Source organism: Curtobacterium sp. NPDC090223, assembly GCF_044746585.1.
Taxonomy (GTDB): Bacteria; Actinomycetota; Actinomycetes; order Actinomycetales; family Microbacteriaceae; genus Curtobacterium.
In genome coordinates this window covers 800,879-823,051 of record NZ_JBIVCN010000001.1, presented here as the reverse complement: position 1 = coordinate 823,051, position 22,173 = coordinate 800,879, and the positions used below count along the sequence as shown (strand labels likewise).

21 protein-coding genes are annotated in these 22,173 nt (G+C 73.2%); 12 read left to right on the top strand and 9 right to left on the bottom strand.

Annotation, left to right across the window (positions count from 1 at the left end; genetic code table 11):
- Window positions 1-7 precede the first annotated feature (7 nt).
- From ACIPJY_RS03835 to ACIPJY_RS03825, 3 genes are all read right to left on the bottom strand, one after another.
- Window positions 8-1,207 carry a homoserine O-acetyltransferase gene (locus ACIPJY_RS03835; RefSeq protein WP_400459240.1) on the bottom strand — a complete coding sequence of 400 codons (1,200 nt, stop codon included), beginning with the start codon at window positions 1,205-1,207 and terminating at the stop codon, window positions 8-10.
- A 181-nt stretch (window positions 1,208-1,388) separates the two neighbouring features.
- Window positions 1,389-2,720, bottom strand: a complete 1,332-nt coding sequence (locus ACIPJY_RS03830; RefSeq protein ID WP_400459242.1) for a bifunctional o-acetylhomoserine/o-acetylserine sulfhydrylase — start codon at window positions 2,718-2,720, stop codon at window positions 1,389-1,391.
- Window positions 2,721-3,018: 298 nt separating this feature from the next.
- Window positions 3,019-4,110 (bottom strand): acyltransferase family protein, encoded by a 1,092-nt coding sequence (locus ACIPJY_RS03825; RefSeq protein ID WP_400459243.1) that lies wholly within the window; start codon window positions 4,108-4,110, stop codon window positions 3,019-3,021.
- Between the two features lie 96 nt (window positions 4,111-4,206).
- Here ACIPJY_RS03825 and ACIPJY_RS03820 point away from each other — a divergent pair, with 96 nt between their 5' ends.
- The 5 genes from ACIPJY_RS03820 to ACIPJY_RS03800 all read left to right on the top strand — a co-directional run bounded on the left by ACIPJY_RS03820 (window position 4,207) and on the right by ACIPJY_RS03800 (window position 7,726).
- Entirely contained in the window at window positions 4,207-4,980 is a 774-nt protein-coding gene (locus tag ACIPJY_RS03820) for an SDR family oxidoreductase (protein WP_400459245.1), read from the top strand.
- 114 nt (window positions 4,981-5,094) lie between these two features.
- Window positions 5,095-5,625, top strand: coding sequence for a phosphoribosyltransferase (locus ACIPJY_RS03815; protein ID WP_400459247.1), 531 nt, complete (start codon window positions 5,095-5,097; stop codon window positions 5,623-5,625).
- Complete coding sequence (locus ACIPJY_RS03810) at window positions 5,622-6,341, top strand: Type 1 glutamine amidotransferase-like domain-containing protein (RefSeq protein WP_400459250.1); 720 nt, start codon at window positions 5,622-5,624, stop codon at window positions 6,339-6,341. Before ACIPJY_RS03815 ends, ACIPJY_RS03810 begins: the two co-directional genes overlap by 4 nt.
- Before the next feature lie 17 nt (window positions 6,342-6,358).
- On the top strand, window positions 6,359-7,045 hold the full coding sequence (locus ACIPJY_RS03805) for a uracil-DNA glycosylase (protein ID WP_400459252.1): 687 nt from the start codon (window positions 6,359-6,361) through the stop codon (window positions 7,043-7,045).
- 57 nt (window positions 7,046-7,102) lie between these two features.
- On the top strand, window positions 7,103-7,726 hold the full coding sequence (locus tag ACIPJY_RS03800; protein ID WP_400459255.1) for a GNAT family N-acetyltransferase: 624 nt from the start codon (window positions 7,103-7,105) through the stop codon (window positions 7,724-7,726).
- Window positions 7,727-8,062: 336 nt separating this feature from the next.
- Here ACIPJY_RS03800 and ACIPJY_RS03795 read toward each other — a convergent pair whose 3' ends face one another.
- Window positions 8,063-8,596, bottom strand: a complete 534-nt coding sequence (locus ACIPJY_RS03795; protein ID WP_400459258.1) for a gluconokinase — start codon at window positions 8,594-8,596, stop codon at window positions 8,063-8,065.
- Window positions 8,593-10,137, bottom strand: coding sequence for a GntP family permease (locus ACIPJY_RS03790; RefSeq protein WP_400459260.1), 1,545 nt, complete (start codon window positions 10,135-10,137; stop codon window positions 8,593-8,595). Before ACIPJY_RS03790 ends, ACIPJY_RS03795 begins: the two co-directional genes overlap by 4 nt.
- Before the next feature lie 203 nt (window positions 10,138-10,340).
- On the opposite strand from ACIPJY_RS03790, the gene ACIPJY_RS03785 reads away from it, so the two are divergent.
- Window positions 10,341-11,072: a FadR/GntR family transcriptional regulator gene (locus ACIPJY_RS03785; RefSeq protein WP_400459262.1), complete on the top strand. Its 732-nt coding sequence runs from the start codon at window positions 10,341-10,343 to the stop codon at window positions 11,070-11,072.
- A 90-nt stretch (window positions 11,073-11,162) separates the two neighbouring features.
- Here ACIPJY_RS03785 and ACIPJY_RS03780 read toward each other — a convergent pair whose 3' ends face one another.
- Window positions 11,163-12,806, bottom strand: a complete 1,644-nt coding sequence (locus ACIPJY_RS03780) for an ABC-F family ATP-binding cassette domain-containing protein (RefSeq protein ID WP_400459265.1) — start codon at window positions 12,804-12,806, stop codon at window positions 11,163-11,165.
- Window positions 12,807-12,848: 42 nt separating this feature from the next.
- Between ACIPJY_RS03780 and ACIPJY_RS03775 the strand changes: the two genes are divergently transcribed.
- From ACIPJY_RS03775 to ACIPJY_RS03755, 5 genes are all read left to right on the top strand, one after another.
- On the top strand, window positions 12,849-13,586 hold the full coding sequence (locus ACIPJY_RS03775) for a sulfite exporter TauE/SafE family protein (protein ID WP_400459268.1): 738 nt from the start codon (window positions 12,849-12,851) through the stop codon (window positions 13,584-13,586).
- A gap of 118 nt (window positions 13,587-13,704) precedes the next feature.
- On the top strand, window positions 13,705-14,301 hold the full coding sequence (locus ACIPJY_RS03770) for a PadR family transcriptional regulator (RefSeq protein ID WP_400459271.1): 597 nt from the start codon (window positions 13,705-13,707) through the stop codon (window positions 14,299-14,301).
- On the top strand, window positions 14,298-15,044 hold the full coding sequence (locus tag ACIPJY_RS03765; protein WP_400459274.1) for an ABC transporter ATP-binding protein: 747 nt from the start codon (window positions 14,298-14,300) through the stop codon (window positions 15,042-15,044). The genes ACIPJY_RS03770 and ACIPJY_RS03765 overlap by 4 nt, the downstream gene beginning before the upstream one ends.
- Window positions 15,041-17,881 (top strand): FtsX-like permease family protein, encoded by a 2,841-nt coding sequence (locus ACIPJY_RS03760; RefSeq protein WP_400459276.1) that lies wholly within the window; start codon window positions 15,041-15,043, stop codon window positions 17,879-17,881. Before ACIPJY_RS03765 ends, ACIPJY_RS03760 begins: the two co-directional genes overlap by 4 nt.
- A gap of 31 nt (window positions 17,882-17,912) precedes the next feature.
- Window positions 17,913-18,482, top strand: a complete 570-nt coding sequence (locus ACIPJY_RS03755) for a GrpB family protein (RefSeq protein ID WP_400459279.1) — start codon at window positions 17,913-17,915, stop codon at window positions 18,480-18,482.
- Window positions 18,483-18,499: 17 nt separating this feature from the next.
- On the opposite strand, the gene ACIPJY_RS03750 is transcribed toward ACIPJY_RS03755, so the two are convergent.
- Genes ACIPJY_RS03750 through ACIPJY_RS03740 form a run of 3 tightly spaced genes read right to left on the bottom strand, consistent with a single transcriptional unit; the run spans window position 18,500 to window position 20,890 of the window.
- Window positions 18,500-19,378: a phosphotransferase gene (locus tag ACIPJY_RS03750; RefSeq protein ID WP_400459282.1), complete on the bottom strand. Its 879-nt coding sequence runs from the start codon at window positions 19,376-19,378 to the stop codon at window positions 18,500-18,502.
- Window positions 19,379-19,388: 10 nt separating this feature from the next.
- Complete coding sequence (locus ACIPJY_RS03745; protein WP_400459285.1) at window positions 19,389-20,246, bottom strand: alpha/beta hydrolase; 858 nt, start codon at window positions 20,244-20,246, stop codon at window positions 19,389-19,391.
- Window positions 20,243-20,890, bottom strand: coding sequence for an IMPACT family protein (locus tag ACIPJY_RS03740; protein WP_400459288.1), 648 nt, complete (start codon window positions 20,888-20,890; stop codon window positions 20,243-20,245). Before ACIPJY_RS03740 ends, ACIPJY_RS03745 begins: the two co-directional genes overlap by 4 nt.
- Before the next feature lie 77 nt (window positions 20,891-20,967).
- Between ACIPJY_RS03740 and ACIPJY_RS03735 the strand changes: the two genes are divergently transcribed.
- Window positions 20,968-22,131 (top strand): N(5)-(carboxyethyl)ornithine synthase, encoded by a 1,164-nt coding sequence (locus ACIPJY_RS03735; RefSeq protein ID WP_400459291.1) that lies wholly within the window; start codon window positions 20,968-20,970, stop codon window positions 22,129-22,131.
- The last annotated feature ends 42 nt before the right edge of the window (window positions 22,132-22,173 follow it).

Genomic DNA, 22,173 nt, shown 5'->3' with positions numbered 1-22,173 from the left:
CGTCCGCTCAGTCGAGCAGGCGTCGCAGGTGCGCCCCGACCGCCTCGTGCTCGATGAGGAACCCGTCGTGCCCGAACTCGCTGTCGATCACCGCGGCCCGGTCCCCGTCGAGCGTGTCCGGGATCCCGGCCGCGATGCGGTGCTGGTCCTCCACCGGGAACAGCCGGTCGCTGGAGATCCCGACGACCAGGGTCCGCGCCGTGATCCGCCCGAGCGCCGCGGCGACACCGCCCCGACCCGCCCCGAGGTCGTGCGAGTCCATCGCGTGCGTCAGCGTCACGTAGGTGGACGCGTCGAAGCGCCGGGTGAACTTGTTCCCGTGGAAGTCGAGGTAGCTCTCCACCGAGAACCGGCCGTCGTCGCCGAGCGGCGACACGTCGGACTGCCACGACCGGTCGAAACGGCCGTTCAGCTCGTCCGACGCACGGTACGTCATCATCGCCATCCGGCGGGCGAGCGACAGCCCGCGCGAGGGACCCTCGCCGGGGTCGGCCTCGAAGTAGTCGCCACCGGCGAACCCGGGGTCCATCTGGATCGCGGCGCGCTGCAGCGAGTTCGCGGCGATCTGGTCCGCGGTGGTCTGCGCGGTGCTCGCGAGCACCGCCAGCCGGGACACGCGCGACGGGTACGAGGCGGCGAACTCCAGTGCGTGCATGCCACCCATCGAGCCGCCGACGACCGCAGCGAACGTCTCGACCCCGAGGGCGTCGGCGAGCTGCGCCTGCGCGGCGACCTGGTCGCGCACGGTGACGAACGGGAACCGCGAGCCCCACTCGACGCCGTCCGGGGACACCGACGACGGTCCGGTCGAGCCCTGGCAGCCACCGAGCATGTTCGGGGCGACGACGAACCAGCGGTCGGTGTCGATCGCACGCCCGGGGCCGACGACGTCGCCCCACCAGCCGGCGGTGCGGTGGCCGGGGCCGGGCGCGCCCGCGACGTGCGAGTCGCCGGTGAGGGCGTGGAACACCAGGATCACGTTGTCCTGTGCCGGGTTCAGCTCGCCCCAGGTCTCGTAGGCGATCCGCACGCTCGGCAGCCGGCCGCCGCGGACCCACTGCTCGCCGAGCGCGGTGAAGTACCGGGAACCGGGGTGGTCGCCGGGGCGCCAGGCGCCGGTGACCGGGGGCTTCCCGAGGGTGCCGAGTGCGGTGCCTGGGACCAGGGTGGACGGCACGGAGTCCTCGGGAGTCGTCTGCCAGTCCATGGTCCGTCCATTCTCCCGGAAGGAGCCCCGCCCCGTCGCCGTGTTACGTGGACCGGGTGGTCACCGACGGCCGGACGGGAGGCCGGGGTCGCCTCCGCCGCGCGGGTCGCCGACAGGGTGGGAACGCCGGAACGGACACAGCATGTGCTGTGTCCGTTCCAGGGTCGGGCTGTCTCCGGGGCTAGGCGCGCAGGCCCTCCTGCGCGACGGCGCGGGCCGCGGCGAGTCCGGCCTCGAGGTCGGCCTTGAGGTCCTCGACGTTCTCGATCCCCACCGACAGGCGCACCAGGCCCGGCGTGACACCGGTCGTGAGCTGCTGCTCGGGCGTGAGCTGCGAGTGCGTCGTCGACGCCGGGTGGATCACGAGCGAGCGCACGTCGCCGATGTTGGCCAGGTGCGAGAACAGCGACAGGTTGTCCACGAGCGCACGGCCGGCGTCGACGCCGCCCTTGAGCTCGAACGACAGCACCGCGCCGACGCCCTTCGGCGCGTACCGGGTGGCGGCGCCGTACCAGGGGGAGGTCGGCAGCCCGGCGTACGCGACCGTGGCGACGTCCGGGTGGCGGTCGAGCCACTCGGCGATCTCCTGGGCGTTCGCGACGTGCCGTTCGATGCGGAGCGAGAGCGTCTCGATGCCCTGCAGCAGGGCGAAGGCGGTGTCCGGGGAACTCGAGGCGCCGAGGTCGCGGAGCAGCTGCACGCGCGCCTTGATGATGTAGGCCAGCGAGTTGCCGACGGCCTCGGCGAAGACGGCCCCGTGGTACGAGGGGTCCGGGGTGTTGAACTCGGGGAACTTCTCCGGGTGCTGCGACCACGGGAAGGTGCCGCCGTCGACGATGACGCCGCCGATGACCGTGCCGTGTCCGCCGAGGAACTTGGTCGCGGAGTGCACGACGATGTCGGCCCCGTGCTCGAACGGGCGGATCAGGTACGGCGTCGCGATCGTGTTGTCGACGATGAGGGGGACGCCGGCCTCGTGCGCGATGTTCGCGACGGTGGTGATGTCCAGGACGTTGATCTTCGGGTTGCCGATGGTCTCCGCGAAGAACAGCTTCGTGTTCGGGCGGACGGCGCGGCGCCACTCCTCGGGGTCGTCCTGGTCCTCGACGAAGGTGGTCTCGATGCCGAGGCGCGCCAGCGTGTACTTGAACAGGTTGTACGTTCCGCCGTAGATCGACGACGACGACACGATGTGGTCGCCGGCCTGTGCGATGTTCAGCACCGCGTACGTCTCGGCGGCCTGCCCGGAGGCGACGAGGAGCGCACCCGAACCCCCCTCGAGCGCGGCGATGCGCTGCTCGAGGACGTCGTTCGTCGGGTTCATGATCCGCGAGTAGATGTTGCCCGGCTTGGCGAGGGCGAAGAGGTCACGTGCCTCGTCCGAGTTCGCGAAGACGTACGAGGTCGTCTTGTAGATCGGCGTGGCGCGGGCGCCCGTGGTCGGGTCCGGCTGCGCGCCGGCGTGGACCTGCGTGGTCTCGAACCGCCACTGCGCGGCGTCGTTCTCGGTCATTGCGTGCTCCTGTCCGTGCAGCTGGTCGTCGGGTCGCCGTGGGTGCCGGTCGGGAGGAACGGCGCGTCGTCACGTCGTCGCACACGCTACGGACGTGGCCGGTCCCGCACCACCGCACCCGTCTCGTGACGTAACGAGGGCACCGCACTGTGCGCCGTCGCGGACAGTGTGCGGGCCAGCCGCCCCCGCACCGTGTACGGAAGCTCGCACCGTGCGGGCGCACCTCGCACGGTGCGAGGGGGCGCACCTCGCACGGTGCGAGGGGGGCGCGCCTCGCACGGTGCGAGGGGAGGGGCGGTCAGGCGGGGTCGCGGCGGAAGAGCCAGCGGACGTTCGGCTCGAGGAGCCAGTGCATGCCCCGGCGGACGAACGGCTGCGCCAGGAACAGGCTCACCGAGCACGCGATCGCGACCATGAGCAGCACGAACGGCCACGCCGAGTGCGGTCCGGCCAGGACGCCGGACTCGCGGATCGGGTAGAGCACGAACGTGTGCAGCAGGTAGACGTACATCGTCGCCGCGCCGAACTGCGTGATCCAGACGTTCCGACGGGGGACCAGCACCAGGAACGACGCCGTCAGCAGCGTCGCCAGCAGCATCAGCCCGAAGCGCACCGCGCCGGCCCACCAGGCGTCCTCACCGAGGCCCGAGTACGAGTCGTCGTAGAAGAACCAGTGGTGCAGGTCGAACTCCTTGAACTGCGGGATCCACAGCGCGCAGGACACCGCCCACGCCAGGAACACCGCGCCTGCGGCGACCCGGACCCGGACGACGGTGCGCCGGGACGCGTCGTACCAGCGGTCGAACACGCCCCACTGCTTCACCTGCCAGCCGAGCAGGAAGAACGGCAGCAGACTGATCGCCCGCGACAGGGAGAGCGTCGAGTCCACGTTGTCGAAGTACCCGACGCCGATGCTGAACACCACGGCCCAGAACAGCGGCCACCGCAGCTGCGCCAGGTACGGCAGGATCAGCTTGAAGATCCCGAGCGCGAGCAGGAACCACAGCGTCCAGGTCGGCTGGGTCGGGTTGAACTTCTTGCCACCCTCGACCAGGGCCTGCACCACGGTCCAGATCGTCTGCATGATGATGTACGGCACGACGATGTCGGTGATCGTCCGCCGCATCCGCTTCGCCGTCGGGGTGTCCGCAGAGGAGAAGTACCCGCTGATCACGCCGAACGCCGGCATGTGGAACGCGTAGATGAACGTGTACAGCGCCAGGGCGTGCTCGCTCGCCGTCGTCTGCCGTTGGATCGCGTGACCGATCACGACGAGCGTCACGGCGATGAAGCGCGCGGTGTCCCACATCGGGATCCGGCGTGGGGTCTTCCCGGGCTCGAGCCTCGTGTCCGGGGCCGAGGGCGCCGGGGGCGCAGCGTCCGTCGTCATCGGCGGTCACGTTACCGGATCGTGATGTGCCCGGTTCGGTACGGTTGTCCGGACATCGCATCCGGTGTCGGATCTGACCTGCGCTGGAGGAAGCACATGGCACGTCGCGTCGTCGTCACGGGAGCGAGCTCGGGGATCGGAGCGGCCACGGTCCGCCTGTTCGCCGCGCACGGATGGGACGTGCTGGCCGTCGCCCGACGTGCCGAGCGGCTCGCGGCGCTCGCCGAGGAGACCGGCGCCGACACCCTGGTCGCGGACATCACGGTCGCGGACGACGTGGCCGCGCTGGCGGCTCGCGTCGCGGAGGCCGGCGGCGCGGACGTCCTCGTGAACAACGCCGGTGGCGCGTTCGGGTCCGCGAGCGTGGAGGAGTCCGACGTGGACGACTGGCGCGCCATGTTCGAGGTGAACGTGATCGGCACGAAGCGCGTCATCGCGGCACTGCTCCCGCAGCTGCGTCGTCGCGCGGCCGATGCCGGGAGCGCCGACATCGTCACGGTGACGAGCACCGCGGGCTTCACGGCGTACGAGAACGGCGGCGGGTACAACGCCGCCAAGTTCGCCGAGCACGCCCTGGTCGGTGCACTCCGGCTCGAGCTGAACGGCGAGCCGATCCGCGTCGTCGAGATCGCTCCCGGCCTGGTGAAGACGGACGAGTTCGCGCTGGTGCGGTTCGCCGGCGACGAGGCCAAGGCCGCCGCCGTGTACGACGGCGTCGAGGACCCGCTCACCGCGGACGACGTCGCGGCGGCGATCGTGCACTCGGTCGAGCTGCCCGCGCACGTGAACCTCGACCTCGTCACGATCCGTCCGGTCGCGCAGTCCGCGCAGCACAAGCTCGCGCGCGGACACCTGTCGCCCAAGTCCTGAGCACGGTCCTGAGCGCCGCCGAGCGTGGCGACCACCGCCCCGGCCCGTGTCCGCACGCGCCCGGGCGGTGACTGCGGGTCGCGGCGGCGGCATCCCTGCCGGTACCGTGGTCGGATGCCGATCAGCAGCGAACCCGCCGAGTCCCCGTCGCCCGCTGTCGTGACCGTCACGAGCGGGCCAGAGATCCTCGGCTGGCTCGAGTTCGGCGACGCGGCACGACTGCTCGCGAAGGACGTCCTCTCCGCCGGCTTCGAGCCCGAGGTCGTCGTGGCCGTCGCCCGCGGCGGACTCATCATCGCCGGGGCCGTGGCGTACGCCCTCGGCACGAAGGAGTGCGGCTCGATCAACGTCGAGTTCTACACCGACGTCGAGCAGCGCCTCGAGGAACCCGTCGTGCTCGCACCGGCACTCGACGCCCCCAGCCTGGCGGGCAAGCGCGTCCTGGTGGTGGACGACGTCTCCGACTCCGGACGCACGCTCGCGCTCGTCGTGGACATCATCGCCAAGGCCGGCGCCGAGGTCCGCAGCGCGTGCCTCTACTCCAAGCCGGGCACGGTCCTCGAGCCGGACCACGTCTGGCGCCGGGTCGACGGCTGGATCACGTTCCCGTGGAGCGCCCTCGCACCCGTGACGGCCGAGTCGTGAGCATCCACCTCGTCGGCGGCGGACTCCTCGCCGCGTCCGACGCCGCAGCCCCGTTCCTCGCCGAGGCGACCGCCCGGTCCGCCGCCGTCGGCCGCAGCGTCCCGCGCATCGGTCTCCTCTCGGTTGCCGGTGCCGACGGTGGCATCCCCTCGTCCACGGCGGACATCGCGGAGACCCTCGGTGGTGCGCGCGCCGCCGAGGTCCTGGTAACCGAGGTCGCGCCCGGTCAGCCCTTCAGCACGGCCGTCCTCAGCGACATCGACGCGCTCGTCATCGGCGGCGGCCGCACCCCGGACTACCTCGACGCGATCGCCCCGCTCGTCGACCAGATCCGGCTGCTCGTCTCGGACGGTCTGCCGTACCTCGGTTACTCGGCCGGCGCGATGATCGCCTCCGACCGGGCGCTGCTCGGTGGCTGGCGCGTCGGCGGCGTCGAGGTCTGCCCCGAGGGCGCCTCCGAGGGCCTCGACGAGGTGGAGCTCCGCGAGGGCCTCGGCCTGGTCGACCTCACCATCGACGTGCACGCCGTGCAGGCCGGCACGCTCGCCCGGCTCATCGCCAGCGCCGAGGCCGAGTTCGTCACGGCGGGCCTGGCCATCGACGAGGACACCGTGCTCGTCGTCGGCGAGGGAGCACTCGAGGTCCGCGGCTCCGGCAGCGTGTGGCGGGTGGTGGCCGACGAGGAGTCGGTCTCCGTCGCGACCATGGGCGCGTAGCGGCGCCGGCACCCGGGATGCAGCCCGCGCCGCTCACCGACCTGGTCGACCCCGGCTGGGCGAGGGCGCTCGCCCCGGTCGAGGACGACGTCCACCGCCTCGGCGCCTGGCTCCGCGAGGAGACCGCCGCCGGGCGTCCGTACCTGCCGGCCGGCGCCGCGGTGCTGCGCGCCTTCGAGTACCCCTTCGACGAGGTCAAGGTGCTCGTCGTCGGGCAGGACCCGTACCCGACGCCCGGGCACCCGATCGGGTTGTCCTTCGCGGTCGACCCGGGCGTCCGCCCGGTGCCGCGCAGCCTGGCCAACATCTACCGCGAGCTGCACGACGACCTCGGGGTGACCCCGCCCGTGCACGGGGACCTGCGCCCGTGGTCCTCGCGCGGCGTGATGCTGCTCAACCGGGTGCTCACCGTCGGCGCGGGGGACGCCGGCAGCCACCGGAACAAGGGGTGGGAGCGGGTCACCGAGCAGGCCGTCCGTGCACTCGTCGCACGCGGAAAACCCCTGGTCGCCGTGCTCTGGGGTGCGCAGGCCGGTTCCGTCCGGCCGTTCCTCGGGGACACACCCGTCGTCGCGTCGGCACACCCGAGCCCACTGAGCGCCTCCCGCGGGTTCTTCGGCAGTCGCCCCTTCTCGCAGGTGAACGAGCTGCTCGTCGCCCAGGGCGCCGACCCCGTCGACTGGACGCTGCCCGCCCAGGTGTGACGAGCCTCCAGGCCGGGTCCGTACCCATGCGTCGGACGTGACCCGTAGGCTCGGATCGTGCTCGAGGAGGAATACCGCCAGCGGCGGGTGCTGCCGCGCCACCTGCGCGCGCCGGCGCCGTCGGAGACCGCGTTCGTCTGGTCGATCCGCGCGGCGGAGCCCTCCGACCTGCCGGACATCCGCGACATCCACTCGCACTACGTGCGCAACTCGTCGGTGACGTTCGACGGTTCGGTGCTGTCGTTCGCCGCGTGGAAGCAGCGGTACGACGAGATCCGTCGGCGGAAGCTGCCGTTCCTGGTCGCGGTGAACCCGTCCGGGCAGCTGCTCGGGTACGCGCTCGTCGACCCGTGGAACCCGCGCGACCGGTCGAACCGCGTGGTGGAGAACTCGATCTACCTCGGTCCGGCATCTGGCGGGAAGGGGCTCGGGCGGGCGCTGATGGAGGCGCTCCTGGACGAGTGCCGTGCCGCGGGCGTGCGCGAGGTCGTGGCGGTGATCGCGGACCGGTCCGCGGACGCCTCGATCCGGTTGCACCAGCGGCTCGGCTTCGAGGAGATCGGGCGGATGGGCAAGGTCGGCTACAAGTACGACCGGTGGCTCGGCACGGTGACGATGCGGTTGCGGCTGCGCGGGCCGCGGACGCGGCGCGGCGCGCCGGTGGCGGCCGGGCGCCGCTGAGGCGGCGGGGCGCCGCGGGGGCGGCGAGGCGCCGCCGGATTCGGCGGCGTCTCGAGCACGGTGCGGTGTCTCGGGACCGGTGCGGCGCCGCGCGGCGTGCGTCGTGCCGGACGGGAGGCTCGGTGCCGGCCGTGCGCCGGGCCTCCTGTCCGCCGTGTGGTGGCGCCGCTCGGGCGGCGGGGCGCCGCTGTGGCGGCGGGGCGCCGCCGGATTCGGCGGCGTCTCGGGGGTGGTGCGGTGTCTCGGGACCGGTGCGGCGCCGTGCGGCGTGCGTCGTGTGGTGGCGCCGCTGCGTCCATGGTGGCGCCGGCGTCTCGGGACGCGCACGGCGCGGCGTCAGCGCGCGGGCTGCAGGGCGAGGCGGGCGATGACCTCGGCGGACTCCTCGGACGGGGTGCGGTCGGCGGCGATGGTGATGTGCGCCTCGTCGGCTCCGGGCAGCTCGAGGATCGCCAGCTGGGACGCGAGCAACGACGTCGGCATGTAGTGCCCGGTGCGCGCGGACATCCGCTCCTCGATGAGTGCACCGTCCCCAGCGACGTGCACGAACACCACCCCGGGTGCGCGGAGCACGTCACGGTAGGAGCGCTTCAGCGCCGAGCAGGTCACCACCCCGTGCGAACCGGACCGCAGGTGGTCGTCGATCCAGCCGGAGACCACGTCGAGCCAGGGCCAGCGGTCCTCGTCGTCGAGCGGGATCCCGGCGTGCATCTTGTCGACGTTCGCCGGCGGGTGCATCGCGTCGCCCTCGGCGAAGTCCCACCCGAGGCGATCGGCGACCATCGCCGCGACGGTGGACTTGCCCGAACCGGAGACGCCCATCACGACGAGGACGCGGGCGTCCAGGGCAGCGGGAGTGGTGTCGCTCACGAGATGAACACCCCGGCGAGCAGGACCCCGAGCAAGCCGAACACGGAGATCAGGCACTCCAACACCGTCCACGTCTTGAACGTCTGTCCGACCGTCATGTTGAAGTAGCTCTTCACGAGCCAGAACCCGGCGTCGTTGACGTGCGAGAGGAACACCGACCCGGCACCGATCGCCAGCACGAGCAGCGAGGTCTCGGGGGTGGACAGCCCCTGCGCGATCGGGGCCATGATGCCCGCGGCGGTGACCGTGGCGACGGTGGCGGAGCCGGTCGCGACCCGGACCAGCGCCGACACGACCCACGCGACGAGGAGCACCGACACGCCGGAGTCCTTGACGGCGTCGGCGATCACGCCACCGATGCCGGTGTCGATGAGCACCTGCTTGAAGCCACCGCCGGCGCCGACGATGAGGAGCACCCCGGCGACGGGCGGCAGTGCGCTCTCGAGGGACCGCGACACCGCGGACCGGTCCATGCCGCCGCCGATCGCGAAGAAGACGATGGCGTAGACCGCGGCGAGGCCGATCGCGATCATCGGCGTGCCGAGGAAGTCGAGCAGCCCGACCCAGGGGCCGGACGCGTCGGGGACGGTGGCCTCGCGGATGGCCGCGGCGAGCATGAGCACGACGGGGAGCAGGATGCCGATCAGTGCGACCGTGAAGGACGGGCTGCGCGGCTCGCTGATCGTCCGCGTGAAGTCGCTCTTGCCGTTCGGCAGCGATGCGGTGTCCTGGGTGGGGCGACCGCGGCGGGCCTGGCGACCCTCGTGCGCGGGGTCCGTGCGCGAGCCGGAGCCCGAACCGGACTCCGATCCGCCGCGCGAGCCGAACAGGTCCGGGGCCGGGATCGGCACCCACCGGGCGGCGAAGCGGGCGAAGACCGGCCCGGAGAGGATGATCACCGGGATGGCGAGCACGATGCCGAACGCCAGCGTGGTGCCGAGGTTCGCGCCGACGGTCGAGATCGCGACGAGCGGCCCGGGGTGCGGCGGGACGAAGGCGTGCATCGTGGAGAGGCCGACGAGCGCGGGGATCGCGATCTTCATGACCGGGACCTCGCTGCGCTTGGCGACGAGGACGATGATCGGGATGAGGAGCACCAGGCCGACCTCGAAGAACATCGGCAGGCCGATCAGCGCCCCGATGAGCGCCATCGTCCAGGGCAGCAGCGCCTTCGACGACTTCCGGACCAGGGTGTCCACCACCCGGTCGGCGGCGCCGGAGTCGACGAGCATCTTGCCGAACATCGACCCGAGGCCGACCAGGATGCCGACGCTCGTCATGGTGTCGCCGAAGCCGGTGCCGAAGCTCTCCACCGCCTTCGACGGCGCCAGACCGGCGCCGATGCCGACGCCGATCGCGCCGATCGTCAGCGCGATGAACGGGTGGATCTTGAGCCACGTGATCAGGACGATGATCACGACGACGCCGACGAGCGCTGCGATCACGAGCTGCGGCACACTGCCGGCGGCCTTGACCGTCTCGGTCCCGGCGGCGAGCACGGTGCTGGTGACCGGGCCGCCCGCGGTGAGGGGGTGAGGCATCGGTGCCCCTTCCTGGAGCCGCTGATGCGTGGCTCCGTCGCCTTGCTTCTCGATGGTGCTGGCGCGCGTTGCGCCGAGCAAATAATCTGATTAATCAGACTACATGGCGATCTGCCCGCGCGGCACCCTCCCGTGCGGGCAGTCTGCCGGTCTGATGGAGATCGCGTCACACCGGCGCGCACGACGTACTGCACGGAGGAACGATGGCGACCCCACGCGGCCTGCACGCGCACGTGCTCGACACGCTCGGGCAACGGATCGTCGCCGGGGCCACGACACGGCCGACGTCCGTCGGAGCGGTCCCGGCCGGCACGGTGCTCCGTCCCGAGGACGTCGCGTCGGAGTTCGGCGTCTCCCGCTCGGTCGTCCGCGAGGCCCTGCGCGTCCTGCAGTCCCTCGGCCTGGTCGAACCCCGCCAACGCGTCGGCACCCAGGTGCTGCCGCCGTCCGCCTGGGAACTGCTCGCACCCGAGGTGATCCGGTGGCGTGGGGCGTCGAGCGGGTACTTCGTGCAGCAGCGCGAACTGCTGGAGCTCCGGCTCGGGATCGAGCCGGTCGCCGCGTCCCTCGCAGCGGCCCGCGGCCCGGCCGCCACAGCGCCGGTGCTCGCCGCCGCGCTCGAGATGGTCGACGCGGCCGCCCGCGACGACGGCGCCGCCTACCTGGAGGCCGACGTCCGCTTCCACCGCGCGCTGCTCACCGGCTCCGGCAACGCCGTCTTCGCGCACTTCGCGACCACGGTCGAGGCACTCCTGCGCACCCGCACCTCCGAGTCCCGCGACACCATCACCCGCTGGACCGACGCCGCGGCGGCCCGCCACGAGGCCGTCGGCCGCGCACTGGCCGCCGGCGACGCCGGAGCGGCGGCGACCGCGACGACCGCCCTGGTGGGCGTCACGCGCGACGAGTTCATCGCCGAGGCACCCGACCACTGACGCGGACGGCCGCACGCTGGGTGGGGACGTGCGTCACCACCGGACGGGAGGCCCGGTGCCAGCTGGCACCGGGCCTCCCGTCCGGCGGTCTCAGCGTTCCGAGACGCGACCCGCCTCGACCCGCCACTGGCGGTCCAGACGGACCGTCTCGAGCATCCGGCGGTCGTGGGTGACGAGCAGCAGGGTGCCGTCGTAGGAGTCGAGCGCCTGCTCGAGCTGCTCGATCGCGGGGAGGTCGAGGTGGTTCGTCGGCTCGTCGAGCACGAGGACGTTCACCCCGCGGGCCTGCAGCAGCGCCAGCCCGGCACGGGTGCGTTCGCCGGGGGAGAGCTCGCCGGCGGCGCGCCCGACGTGGTCCGCCCTGAGGCCGAACTTCGCCAGGAGCGTGCGGACCTCGGCGGTCGCCATCTCCGGGACGAGGCCCTCGAACAGCGCGGCGAGCGGCTCGGAGCCGGTGAAGAGCCCGCGTGCCTGGTCGATCTCGCCGACCGCGACGTTCGCCCCGGTGCTCGCGGTGCCCGTCGTCGGGGCCTGCTTGCCGAGGAGTGCGCGGAGCAGGGTCGACTTGCCGGCGCCGTTCGGGCCGGTGATGCCGATCCGGTCACCCCCGTCGACCTGCAGCGACACCGGGCCGAGCGTGAAGTCGCCCTGGGTGAACGTGGCGTCGGACAGGGTGGCGACGACGGCGGAGCTCCGGGGGGCCTGGCCGATGGTGAACTCGAGCTGCCACTCCTTGCGGGGCTCCTCGACCTCGTCGAGGCGAGCGATGCGGGACTCCATCTGCCGGACCTTCTGCGCCTGCTTCTCGCTCGACTCCGAGGCGGCCTTGCGGCGGATCTTGTCGTTGTCGGGGGCCTTCTTCATCGCGTTCCGGACGCCCTGGCTCGACCACTCCCGCTGGGTGCGGGCACGGGACACCAGGTCAGCCTTGGTCGCGGCGAACTCGTCGTACGCGTCGCGCTTGTGCTGCCGGGCGATCTCGCGCTCCTCGAGGTAGGCGTCGTACCCGCCGCCGAAGAGCCGGTTCGAGGACTGCGCCAGGTCCAGCTCGAGGACCGCGGTGACGGAGCGGGCGAGGAACTCCCGGTCGTGGCTGACCAGCACGGCGCCGCCGCGGAGGCCGTGCACGAAGTCCTCGAGGCGGCGGAGGCCGTCGAGGTCGAGGTCGTTCGTCGGCTCGTCGAGGAGCACGACGTCGAACCGGGAGAGCAGGAGCGCGGCGAGGCCGACCCGCGCCGCCTGCCCGCCCGAGAGCGACGTCATCAGCGCCGTCGTGTCGACCGTGAGCCCGAGGTCCGCGAGGACGACCGGCACGCGTTCGTCGAGGTCCGCGGCACCCGAGGCGAGCCAGCGGTCGAGCGCCGTGGAGTAGCGGTCGGCGGCGTCGGCACCGGCGTCCGGGTCGCCGAGGGCCGCCGCTGCGGTGTCCATCTCGGCGGTGGCCGCCGCACAGCCCGTGCGGCGCGCCAGGTACGTCTCGACCGTCTCGCCGGCGACGCGCTCGTGCTCCTGGGGGAGCCAGCCGACGAAGGCGTCGGTCGGTGCGAGCGACACCGTCCCGGCGAGGGGCTCGTCCACGCCCGCCAGCAGCCGGAGCAGCGTCGACTTGCCCGCACCGTTGACCCCGACGACGCCGATCACGTCCCCGGGTGCGACGGTGAGGTCGAGGGAGTCGAACAGCGTGCGTGCGGCGTAGCCGCCGGCGAGGCCCTTGGCGACGAGCGTGGCGGTCATGGTGCCATCGTCCCATCCCTCGGGGTGTGCCAGGATCGCCGTGTGCTCACCGCGCTGTTCCTGCTGGCCGCCGGGGTCCTCGCCGGCGTGATCGGCACCGCTGGTGGCATCACGTCGCTCGTGGCGTACCCGGCGCTCCTCGCGGTCGGCGTGCCGGCGCTCGCCGCGAACGTGACGAACTCGGTCGCGCTGCTCGGCAGCGGTGCGAGCTCGGCGCTCCGGGCGCGGGGCGACCTGGACGGCCACGGGCCCACGCTCCGCCGGTGGTTGCCGGTGACCGTCGTCGTGTCCGCGGTCGGTGCCGGGCTGCTGCTCGTGACACCGGCACACCTGTTCGACCGGATCGTGCCGTTCCTGGTCGCCGCCGGGTCCGTGCTGCTCCTGGCACAGCCGTGGATCGACCGCCGTCGTGGCGCAGCACGGATGCGGCGCGGGACCGCGGCCGCGAGCGTGTCCGCGGTGTCGCTGTACAACGGGTACTTCGGGGCGGGGTCCGGCGTGCTGATGATCGCGGTGATGCTGCTCGACGGGGAGCCCGTGCTGCACCGGGCGAACGCGCTGAAGAACGTGCTGCTGGTCGCGGCGGACCTGTTGCCCGCCGTGCTGTTCGCGGTGTCGGGCACCGTGGTCTGGTCGATGGTGTGGCCCCTCGGCGCCGGGGCCGTGGTCGGCGGGCTGATCGGGCCGTCCGTCGCCCGCCGGGTGCCGCAGACCCCGCTCCGGATCGCGATCGCGGTGTGCGGGTTCGTCCTGGCCGGGTACCTGCTCGTCGCCGGGTGACGCGCTCCCGGAACGGGGCTTGCGGATGCATACCGAGTATGGGCATACTCGGTATGTCCACGAGCGCGTCGTCCACCGGGGCGGCGCACGCGTCGGACACGACCGCGAGGGGGATCGCATGAGCGTCAGGATGGGTGTACTCGCGCTGCTGGTGGGAGGACCCGGGTACGGGTACCAACTCCGGGGGGAGTTCGAGCACAGGACCGGCGGGAGCTGGCCGCTGAACATCGGCCAGGTCTACACGACGCTCGACCGCCTCGAGCGGGACGGTCTGGTGGCCCGCGGCGACGCCGACGACGACGGACACGTCGTCTACACGGCGACGCCGGCGGGCCACCAGGAGGTCGCCCGGTGGTTCAGCGAGCCGGTGCCGGCCAAACGGGGCCGGGACGAGCTCGCGATCAAGTTCGCGCTCGCGGTGACCGTCCCCGGTGTCGACGTCGCCCGGCTCGTGCAGGTGCAGCGTGCCGCGGCACTGCGGAACCTGCAGGACCTGACGCGACTGAAGCGGTCGGCGGACCCGGCGTCCGACCTCGCGTGGTCGCTGGTGCTCGAGTCGATGGTGTTCCAGGCGGAGTCCGAGGTCCGGTGGCTCGACCACGTCGAGACCTCCGTCGCGCGGTACCGCCCGTCGGCATCGCCCTCGCCCTCGCCCTCGCCTGCGCCTGCGTCGCAGTCGCCGTCGTCCTCGGGTTCCGCGCGGGGTGCCCGGTGACCGCGCCGGGGGCCACGGCCGCGCCGCTCCTCGAGCTCGACGCCGTCAGCGTGCAGTACGGGTCCGGCGCGAAGGCCGTCACGGCGCTCGCCGGCATCGACCTCCGGGTGGCCCGTGGCGAGATGGTCGCCGTGATGGGTACGTCCGGGTCCGGGAAGTCGACGCTGCTGGCGTGCGCCGGCACCCTGCTCCCGCCGACGAGCGGTGAGGTCGTGATCGACGGGGACTGGCTCTCCGATCGCCCCGCGCGGGACCTCGCGGCACTCCGACGCAGGCTCGTCGGGTTCGTCTTCCAGGACTTCAACCTCATCCCGTCGCTCACGGCCGCCGAGAACGTCGCGCTCCCGCTGGAGCTCGACGGCTGGAAGCCGAGCCGTGCCCGACGTGCTGCCGAGCTCGCGCTCGACAACGTCGAACTCGCGCACCGCGCGGACGCGTACCCGGACGACCTCTCGGGAGGACAGCAGCAGCGCGTGGCGATCGCCCGCGGTGTCGTCGGTGACCGGCGGCTCGTGCTCGCCGACGAACCGACGGGTGCCCTCGACTCGCAGACCGGTGAGGTGGTGCTGCGCATGCTCCGTCGGCACGTCGACGCCGGTGCCGGTGCCCTCCTCGTCACGCACGACGCACGACACGCCGCCTGGGCCGACCGGATCGTGTTCCTCCGGGACGGCCGGATCGTCGACGAGACCGCCTACTCCGGCGTCGAACTCACGCTCGCGACCGGACGGTCCGGCTCGTGAGCGGCCGACGGGACTCCACCGGGGGCCGCCGTCGACCGGAAGCCGCGCGACCCGACCTGACGGTCCGGACGCCGCTCGCGCTCCGGACGGCGATCCGGCTCGGCCGACGACTCGCCTTCGCCCGCCTCGGCCGTGCGGCGCTCATCGTGGCGCTCATCGGCGTCCCGACCGCGGGCTTCGCGGCGGCAGCGGTCGTGGTGCAGTCGACCAAGGCGACCACGGTCGAGGGGCTCGACTACTCGCTCGGGCACGCGGCGGCGCAGATGCGGGTCGTCGGTCCCGACCTGGCGGGGATGCGGCAGGACCCGGTCGACTGGCAGGTCACCGACACCCGCCGGAACTCCCCGGCGTTCCGTTCCTCCGACGCCGACCAGCCGTGGACGTCCGTCCTCGACCACGTCCCGTCCGGCGCGGTCTCGATCCCGGTGGGCTCGACGAACGTCGTCGTGGACGGGCCGAAGGGGCCGGTCGCGCTGCCGGGGACCGAGGGCAGCACGTGGGACGACGCCCTCGACGGGCACTGGCGCGTCCTGAGCGGCAGCGTGCCGACGACCCCCGCCGAGGTGATGGTCACCCCCGCGACGCTGGAACGCCTCGACGCCCGCATCGGCGACACGGTCGACGTCACCGACCCGATGACGAAACGGTTCACGATCACCGGGACCATGCGCGACCTCGGCGCCACGTCGGACGCCCAGGGCGTGTACCTGCCGTGGGGCACCACGCTCGGGAGCGCGTCGGACGCCACCGGTGTCGACCCGTACGACCTGACCGTGTACCTGGCGACCGACGCTCCGACGTGGTCGGAGATCCGCGCGCTCAACGCGCACGGCATCGTCGTCGAGTCCCGCCCGGTGGTCCTCGACCCGCCGGACGACCGCGTCGGCGGGCAGGGGAGCGGGATGAACTGGTACCTCGCCGGCCTCGGGTTGATCGGCGTCTTCGCGCTCTTCGAGGTCGCACTCCTCGCCGGTGCGGCGTTCCTCGTCGGGACCCGCGCGGAAGCGCGCTCGTACGCGATCCTCGCCAGTGTCGGCGGTGACCGGCGGTTCGTCCGGACCGTCGTCGCCGGCTCCGGCCTGGTGCTCGGCGTGACCGCGGCCGTCCTCGGCGTCGCCGCCGGCATCGGCATCGGGCGGGTCGCGTTCGGTGTCCTCGACGACGGCGACGTCACGGCGTACCCGGGGTTCCACGTCCCGGTGCTCCTGCTGCTCGCGATCGCGGGTGCCGGGGTGCTCGCCGGCCTGGTCTCCTCGCTGGTCGCCGCACGGGCCGCGACCCGGATCGACGTCCTCAGCGCACTGCGCGGTTCCCGACGTCCGGTGACCCCGAGCCGGAAGACCCGTGCCCGGCGCCGGACCTGGGGTCCCGTGCTCGTCGTCGTCGGAGCCGTGATGACCCTGGCCTGCGGTGTCGGTGTCCTGATGCTCAACGACCGCCCGGTGCAGCACGACGACCTCGCCTGGCTCGTCGGTGCCGGGGTCGCCCTCGGCCCGTGCCTGGTCCAGCTCGGGGTCGTGCTCTGCGCGCCCGAGGTGCTCGCCGCGGCCGCCCGCTCCACGGAACGCCTCGGCCTCGCGCCGCGGCTCGCCGCCCGGGACGCCCGACGCAACCCGATCCGGACCGTCCCCGTGCTCGCCAGCGTCATGAGCGTGGTGTTCGTCGCGTCCGTGGTGATGACCTGGACGGCGTCGTCGCACGCCGCGTTCGTCCGCGACTACGAGTACCGCACGGCCGTCGGCGTCGCCACGGCCGACGTCTCGGTGGACAACGGCGGGTACGACGCCGCCGTGACCCGGCACGCCGCCGAGGTCGTCGGGCGCGTGCTCGACCACGACCGCGTGCGGGTGCTCGGCGTCGCGCAGGAGCAGACGACGGAGCATCCCGGCACGCAGACCCTGCCGCACGACTGGCAGCAGCGCGACTGTCCCACGAACGACACCACGACGTGCTCGCGGTTCCTGCAGTCCACGGACAGCAGCGCCCCGCACATCTGGGCCGGCACGGCGGACGACCTCGCGGTGCTCACCGGGCACCGCACCTCGGCTGCCGTGACGGACGCGCTCGCCTCGGGCAGGGCGGTCTCGCTCTGGCCGGAGTACGTCCACGACGGCGCGGTCCGCATCGACACCTTCGAGGACCGGGACTGGGACGACCCGCTGCCGTCGGGCGGTACCCGTCCGGACGCCAGTGTCAGCATCCCCGCGGTCCTCGACGTGCAGAGCCCGCGCATCATGGTCGGTGTCTTCATGACCCCGGAGACCGCACGAGCGCACGGCGTCCCGGTGGTCGACGGCATGCTCGTCACCCGGCTGCCCGGGCAGCTGACGACGGCGCAGTGGGACGACCTGAACTCGGCCTGGCAGGCCCGTGGGGGAGCGGACCGCGATGCATGGGGCGGGCCGGCCTTCAGCTACGAGGCCGGGCCGGTGGACGGCTCGGCCCCGGTGATGACCGTCGCCCTGGCGTTGGCCGCCGCGGTGACGATCGGTGCGACCGGAGTCGCGGTCGGGCTGGCCCGGGCCGACGGCCGGCGGGACGACGAGGTGCTCGACGCCGTCGGAGCGGCACCGCGCCTGCGGCGGCGCATCTCGACCTGGCAGGCGGCGATCCTCTCGGCCGTCGGCGCGGTGATCGGTACCGCGCTCGGGTTGCTGCCGATCCGGGCGCTCACGCTCCGGTTCTCGGACTCCGCCGCGGGGGTCACGCACACCCCGTTCGCGCCGGACTGGACGATGCTCGTGCTCCTCGCGCTCGGCCTGCCGGTCGTCGTGACACTGGGGACGTGGCTGACCTCCGGCCGGCGGAGCCGCCCCACGGTGCGCCGCGCACCCTGACACCGCCCGTGCTGCGGGTAGCGTCGCGGACATGGCGAGGGTGCAGGTCGTGGCGTACCGGGACGAGTGGGCCGACCGGTTCGGCGAGCTGCAGGACGCCTACGCGGCCGCGCTCCGGGCGTCCGGCACGACCCCGGTCGCGATCGAACACGTCGGGAGCACGGCGGTGCCGGGTCTCGCCGCGAAACCCGTCATCGACGTCGATGTCGTGGTGGTGGCCCCGGACGTCGACGCCGCCGTGCGAGCGCTCAGCCGGATCGGGTTCGAGCGGTCCGCCGGCGTCGGCGTGCCCGGACGGGTCGCCCTCGTGACGCCGGAGCGCTTCCGACCGAGCAACACGTACGTCGTGACGGACGGCTCGCTTGCCCTCCGGAACCACCTCGCGGTGCGGGACGTCCTGCGAGCCGACCCGGCGCTCCGCGACGAGTACGGCGCGGTCAAGCTCCGCGCGGCCGAGACCGCGGCGGACATCGACGCGTACCTGGCGGCCAAGGACGAGGTCATCGACGGGATCCTCCGCCGGGCCGGCCTCAGCGACGAGGACCGCGCGGCGATCGCCTCCGCGAACCGGGCGATCGCGGCGCGCGGTGCGCTGGGGTAGCCGGCGAGCGCGCCGGGTCAGCCTGCGAGACGCTCGACGGTCTCCGCGCGCTCGGTGAGTGCCCGGACGCGGTCCGCACGGTCGCGGGACGACAGCCCGAGGCGCTCGCCGGTGAACCGGACGAGGTCGAGGAGGACGAGCGCGACGCAGGCACGGAGGACGACCGGGTCCGCGGCCCTGGAGCCCGCGTCGACGATCCGCGCGAGCGCGCGCGGTTTGATCGGCCCGTGACTGAGCAGCGTCGCGAAGTCGACGGCGCGCGTGTCGCTGCCGATCGCCTCGATGTCGACGACGCCGCGCACGACGCCGTCCTGGAACAGCAGGTTCGCCGGACGGAGGTCACCGTGCACCATGTCGGTCCGTGGCCAGACGACCCGGTCGGCTCCGTCGGCCAGGCGGTCGCACACGTCGAGCAGGCGACGGTCGGCCCCGTGTTGCCGGGCGCCGGAGCGGAGCCGGTCCCGACCGTCACCGAGCTGCTCGCGCACGAAGTCCGTCCACGAGCGGCCGGGATCCGGGTCGAGGCCGGCCTGCGACTCGACGACGTCGACGACCGCCGCTGCGGCGCGGTCGTCGACGAGCTCGATGGTCCGCCCCGGGCACCGGTCCTGCAGGACGTACGTGGCGCCCGCGCTCGTCGTGCCGACCGCGGACCACGCCGGGGTCGGGTACCCGGCACGCCGGGCGGCCGCGACGGCAGCCGCAGCGGCCGTCACGCGACGACCCCACTCGGCGTCGGCGGTGACCTTCAGGACCGCCGCCCGGCCGTCGTCGTGCCGGACGGTCCACGCACCGGACTGCAGCCCGCCCCGGAGCGGCGAGCCGAGCCTCCAGCCCGGTGCGCTGCCGTGGACCTGCTGCAGCACCCGCTCGGCGGCTGCACGGTCCGTGGTCACGGGCCCGACGCTAGCGGGTGACGGCGCTGCCGTCACCCGCGTCCGGGCCGCTCGCGGCGAGCCACGCGGTCGCGAGCTCGATCGCGGCCGAGGAGTCCGGCGTGCCCGGGCGGTTCAGGAACGCGTGCCGGCTGCCGGCCAGCACGTGCCGCTCGACATCGACGCCCGCCGCGGCGAGCTCGGCGGCGAACCGCTCCGCGGACGCACGCATCGTGTCGTGGTCGGCGTCGAGCAGGAGCGTGCGCGGGAAGGTGTGCAGCGGATGACCTCCCGGGAACGCACGGGCGTCGGCGCGGGCACCGCGGGTGCGGGCATGGGCGCGGTTCGCGGCGTCGAGGGCCGACGGCGCGTGCGTCAGACGACGGTGTCCGCGCACGGTCCGGGTGATCGCCGGGTCCCGGGGCGTCCGCGCGTGGAAGAACCCGTAGGCGAGGAACACGCCGACCGGTGCCGGCGCGTCGTCGGCCACGGCGAGCGCGGCCGCAGCGGCCAGACACGCACCGGCACTCGCACCACCGAGCACCACGCCGTCGGACGCCTGCTCGCGGACCGAGCGGTGGGCGGCCAGCACCTCGTGGTGCGCCAGCGGGAACGGCGTCCGCGCACGGGGTCCGCGTCGGCCCACCAACGGCAGCCCCGGGAGCGGCGAGAGCCGGTAGTCGACCGTCACGACGGGAACCCCGCGTGCCGCGAGCGCCCGGGCGACGGCATCCGACTCCGGCAGGTCGAGGTCACCGGCGAAGAAGCCGCCACCGTGCAGCCAGAGCAGGGTCGGCGACCCGGCGCGGACGACGGTCGGCCGGTAGCGACGGATCGGCACCGGACCGGCCGGCCCGGCGACCTCGTCGTCCTGCAGCGTCACGGTCACGGCAGCACGTCCACCACGCGGGCATCGCCGACGACCGGGTCGAGCGCACCCGCGGACGCCGCGGCGAGGTCCGCCCGCAGCACCTCGAGGTCCTGGTCGGGGACCCAGAGCTCGAACGTGGCGGCGGCACCGTACGTGGTGGTCCCGAGGGTGGCGCCGTGGTGGTCGACCCAGGAGCGCAGCACGTTGTCGAGCCGGCCGGCATCGGCGTGCTCGACGTCCACCGTGACCCGGGTGAGCGCGACGCGGCGGACGACGGTGGCGTGGTCGAGTGCCTCGGACACGGACGTCGAGTAGGCCCGGACGAGCCCGCCCGCGCCGAGCTTCACCCCGCCGAAGTACCGCGTGACGATCGCGACGACGTCCGTCAGGTCCCGACGGCGCAGGACCTCGAGCATCGGGACACCGGCGGTCCCCGACGGCTCTCCGTCGTCGGAGGACCGTGCCTGGTCGCCGAGGACGCCCGTGACCATCGCGGTGCAGTGGTGCCGTGCGTCCCACGCGGCGCGACGCACCTCGGCGATGGCCCGGTCTGCGTCCGCGACGTCCGCCACCGGCACGAGGGAGGTGATGAACCGCGACTTCGTGACCACGATCTCGTGCCGGAGCGGCGCCGCGATGGTGGACGGGTAGGTGCGACTCACCCGACGAGCGTACCGAGCACCGGGAGCGACGGCCTGGCAGGGCGACGGCCTGGCAGACCGACGGCCTACAGTGCACCATGACCGAAACCGAACCGTCTCCGGGACTCCTCCGTCTCGGGGTCGTAGCGACCTCCCGGAAGGCCGACGAACACCGGCTGCCCGTCCACCCCGCCCACTTCGGCCGCATCGACGCGGACCTCCGAGCGGCCATGGTCGTCGAACGGGGCTACGGTCTGCGCTTCGGCGTCCCCGACGAACAGCTCGAACCCCTGGTCGGCGCGCTCGCCGACCGTGCCGAGGTGCTCGCGGCAGCCGACGTCGTCCTGCTCCCGAAGCCGCAGGCATCCGACCTGGCCGAGCTCCGGGACGGCCAGGTCCTCTGGGGCTGGCCGCACTGCGTCCAGAACCGGGAGATCACCCAGCTCGCGATCGACAAGCAGCTGACGCTGATCGCGTGGGAGGCCATGAACCACTGGCAGCCCGACGGCGGCTTCGGGCTGCACGTCTTCCACAAGAACAACGAGCTCGCCGGGTACTGCTCCGTGCTGCACGGGCTGCAGCTCTGCGGCTCCACCGGCGACTACGGCCGCCGGCTGACCGCCGTCGTGATCGGCTTCGGCGCCACCGCCCGCGGCGCCGTCACCGCGCTGAACGCCCACGGGGTGCACGACGTCCGGGTGCTCACGAACCGCCGACCGGCCGCCGTCGGGTCACCGATCCCGTCCGTCGACGTCGTGCACTTCGAACACGACGCAGCGGCCCCGCACGCCAGCACCGTCGCCACCGACCGGGGACCGATGCGCCTCGCCCCGTACCTGGCCGAGAACGACATCGTCGTGAACTGCACGCTGCAGGACCCGAACGCCCCGCTGACGTACCTCCGCACCGAGGACCTGGACGCCTTCCGTCCGGGGAGCCTCATCGTCGACGTGTCCGTGGACGAGGGCATGGGCTTCGAGTGGGCACGCGCCACCACCTTCACCGAGCCGATGGTGACCGTGGGGGCGTCGACGAACTACTACGCGGTGGACCACAGCCCGTCACTGCTCTGGAACTCCTCGACGTGGGAGATCAGCGAGGCGCTCATGCCGTTCCTCCGGACGGTGATGTCCGGTCCCTCGGCGTGGTCCCGCTCCGAGACCATCCGTCGGGCCATCGAGATCGAACACGGTGACGTCCGCAACGAGGCGATCCTGACGTTCCAGGGGAGGTCGCGGGTCCGCCCCTACCCGGTCCGCTGAGCGCGAGCGGACCCCACCACGGTGTCGCGGGCGCGTCACTAG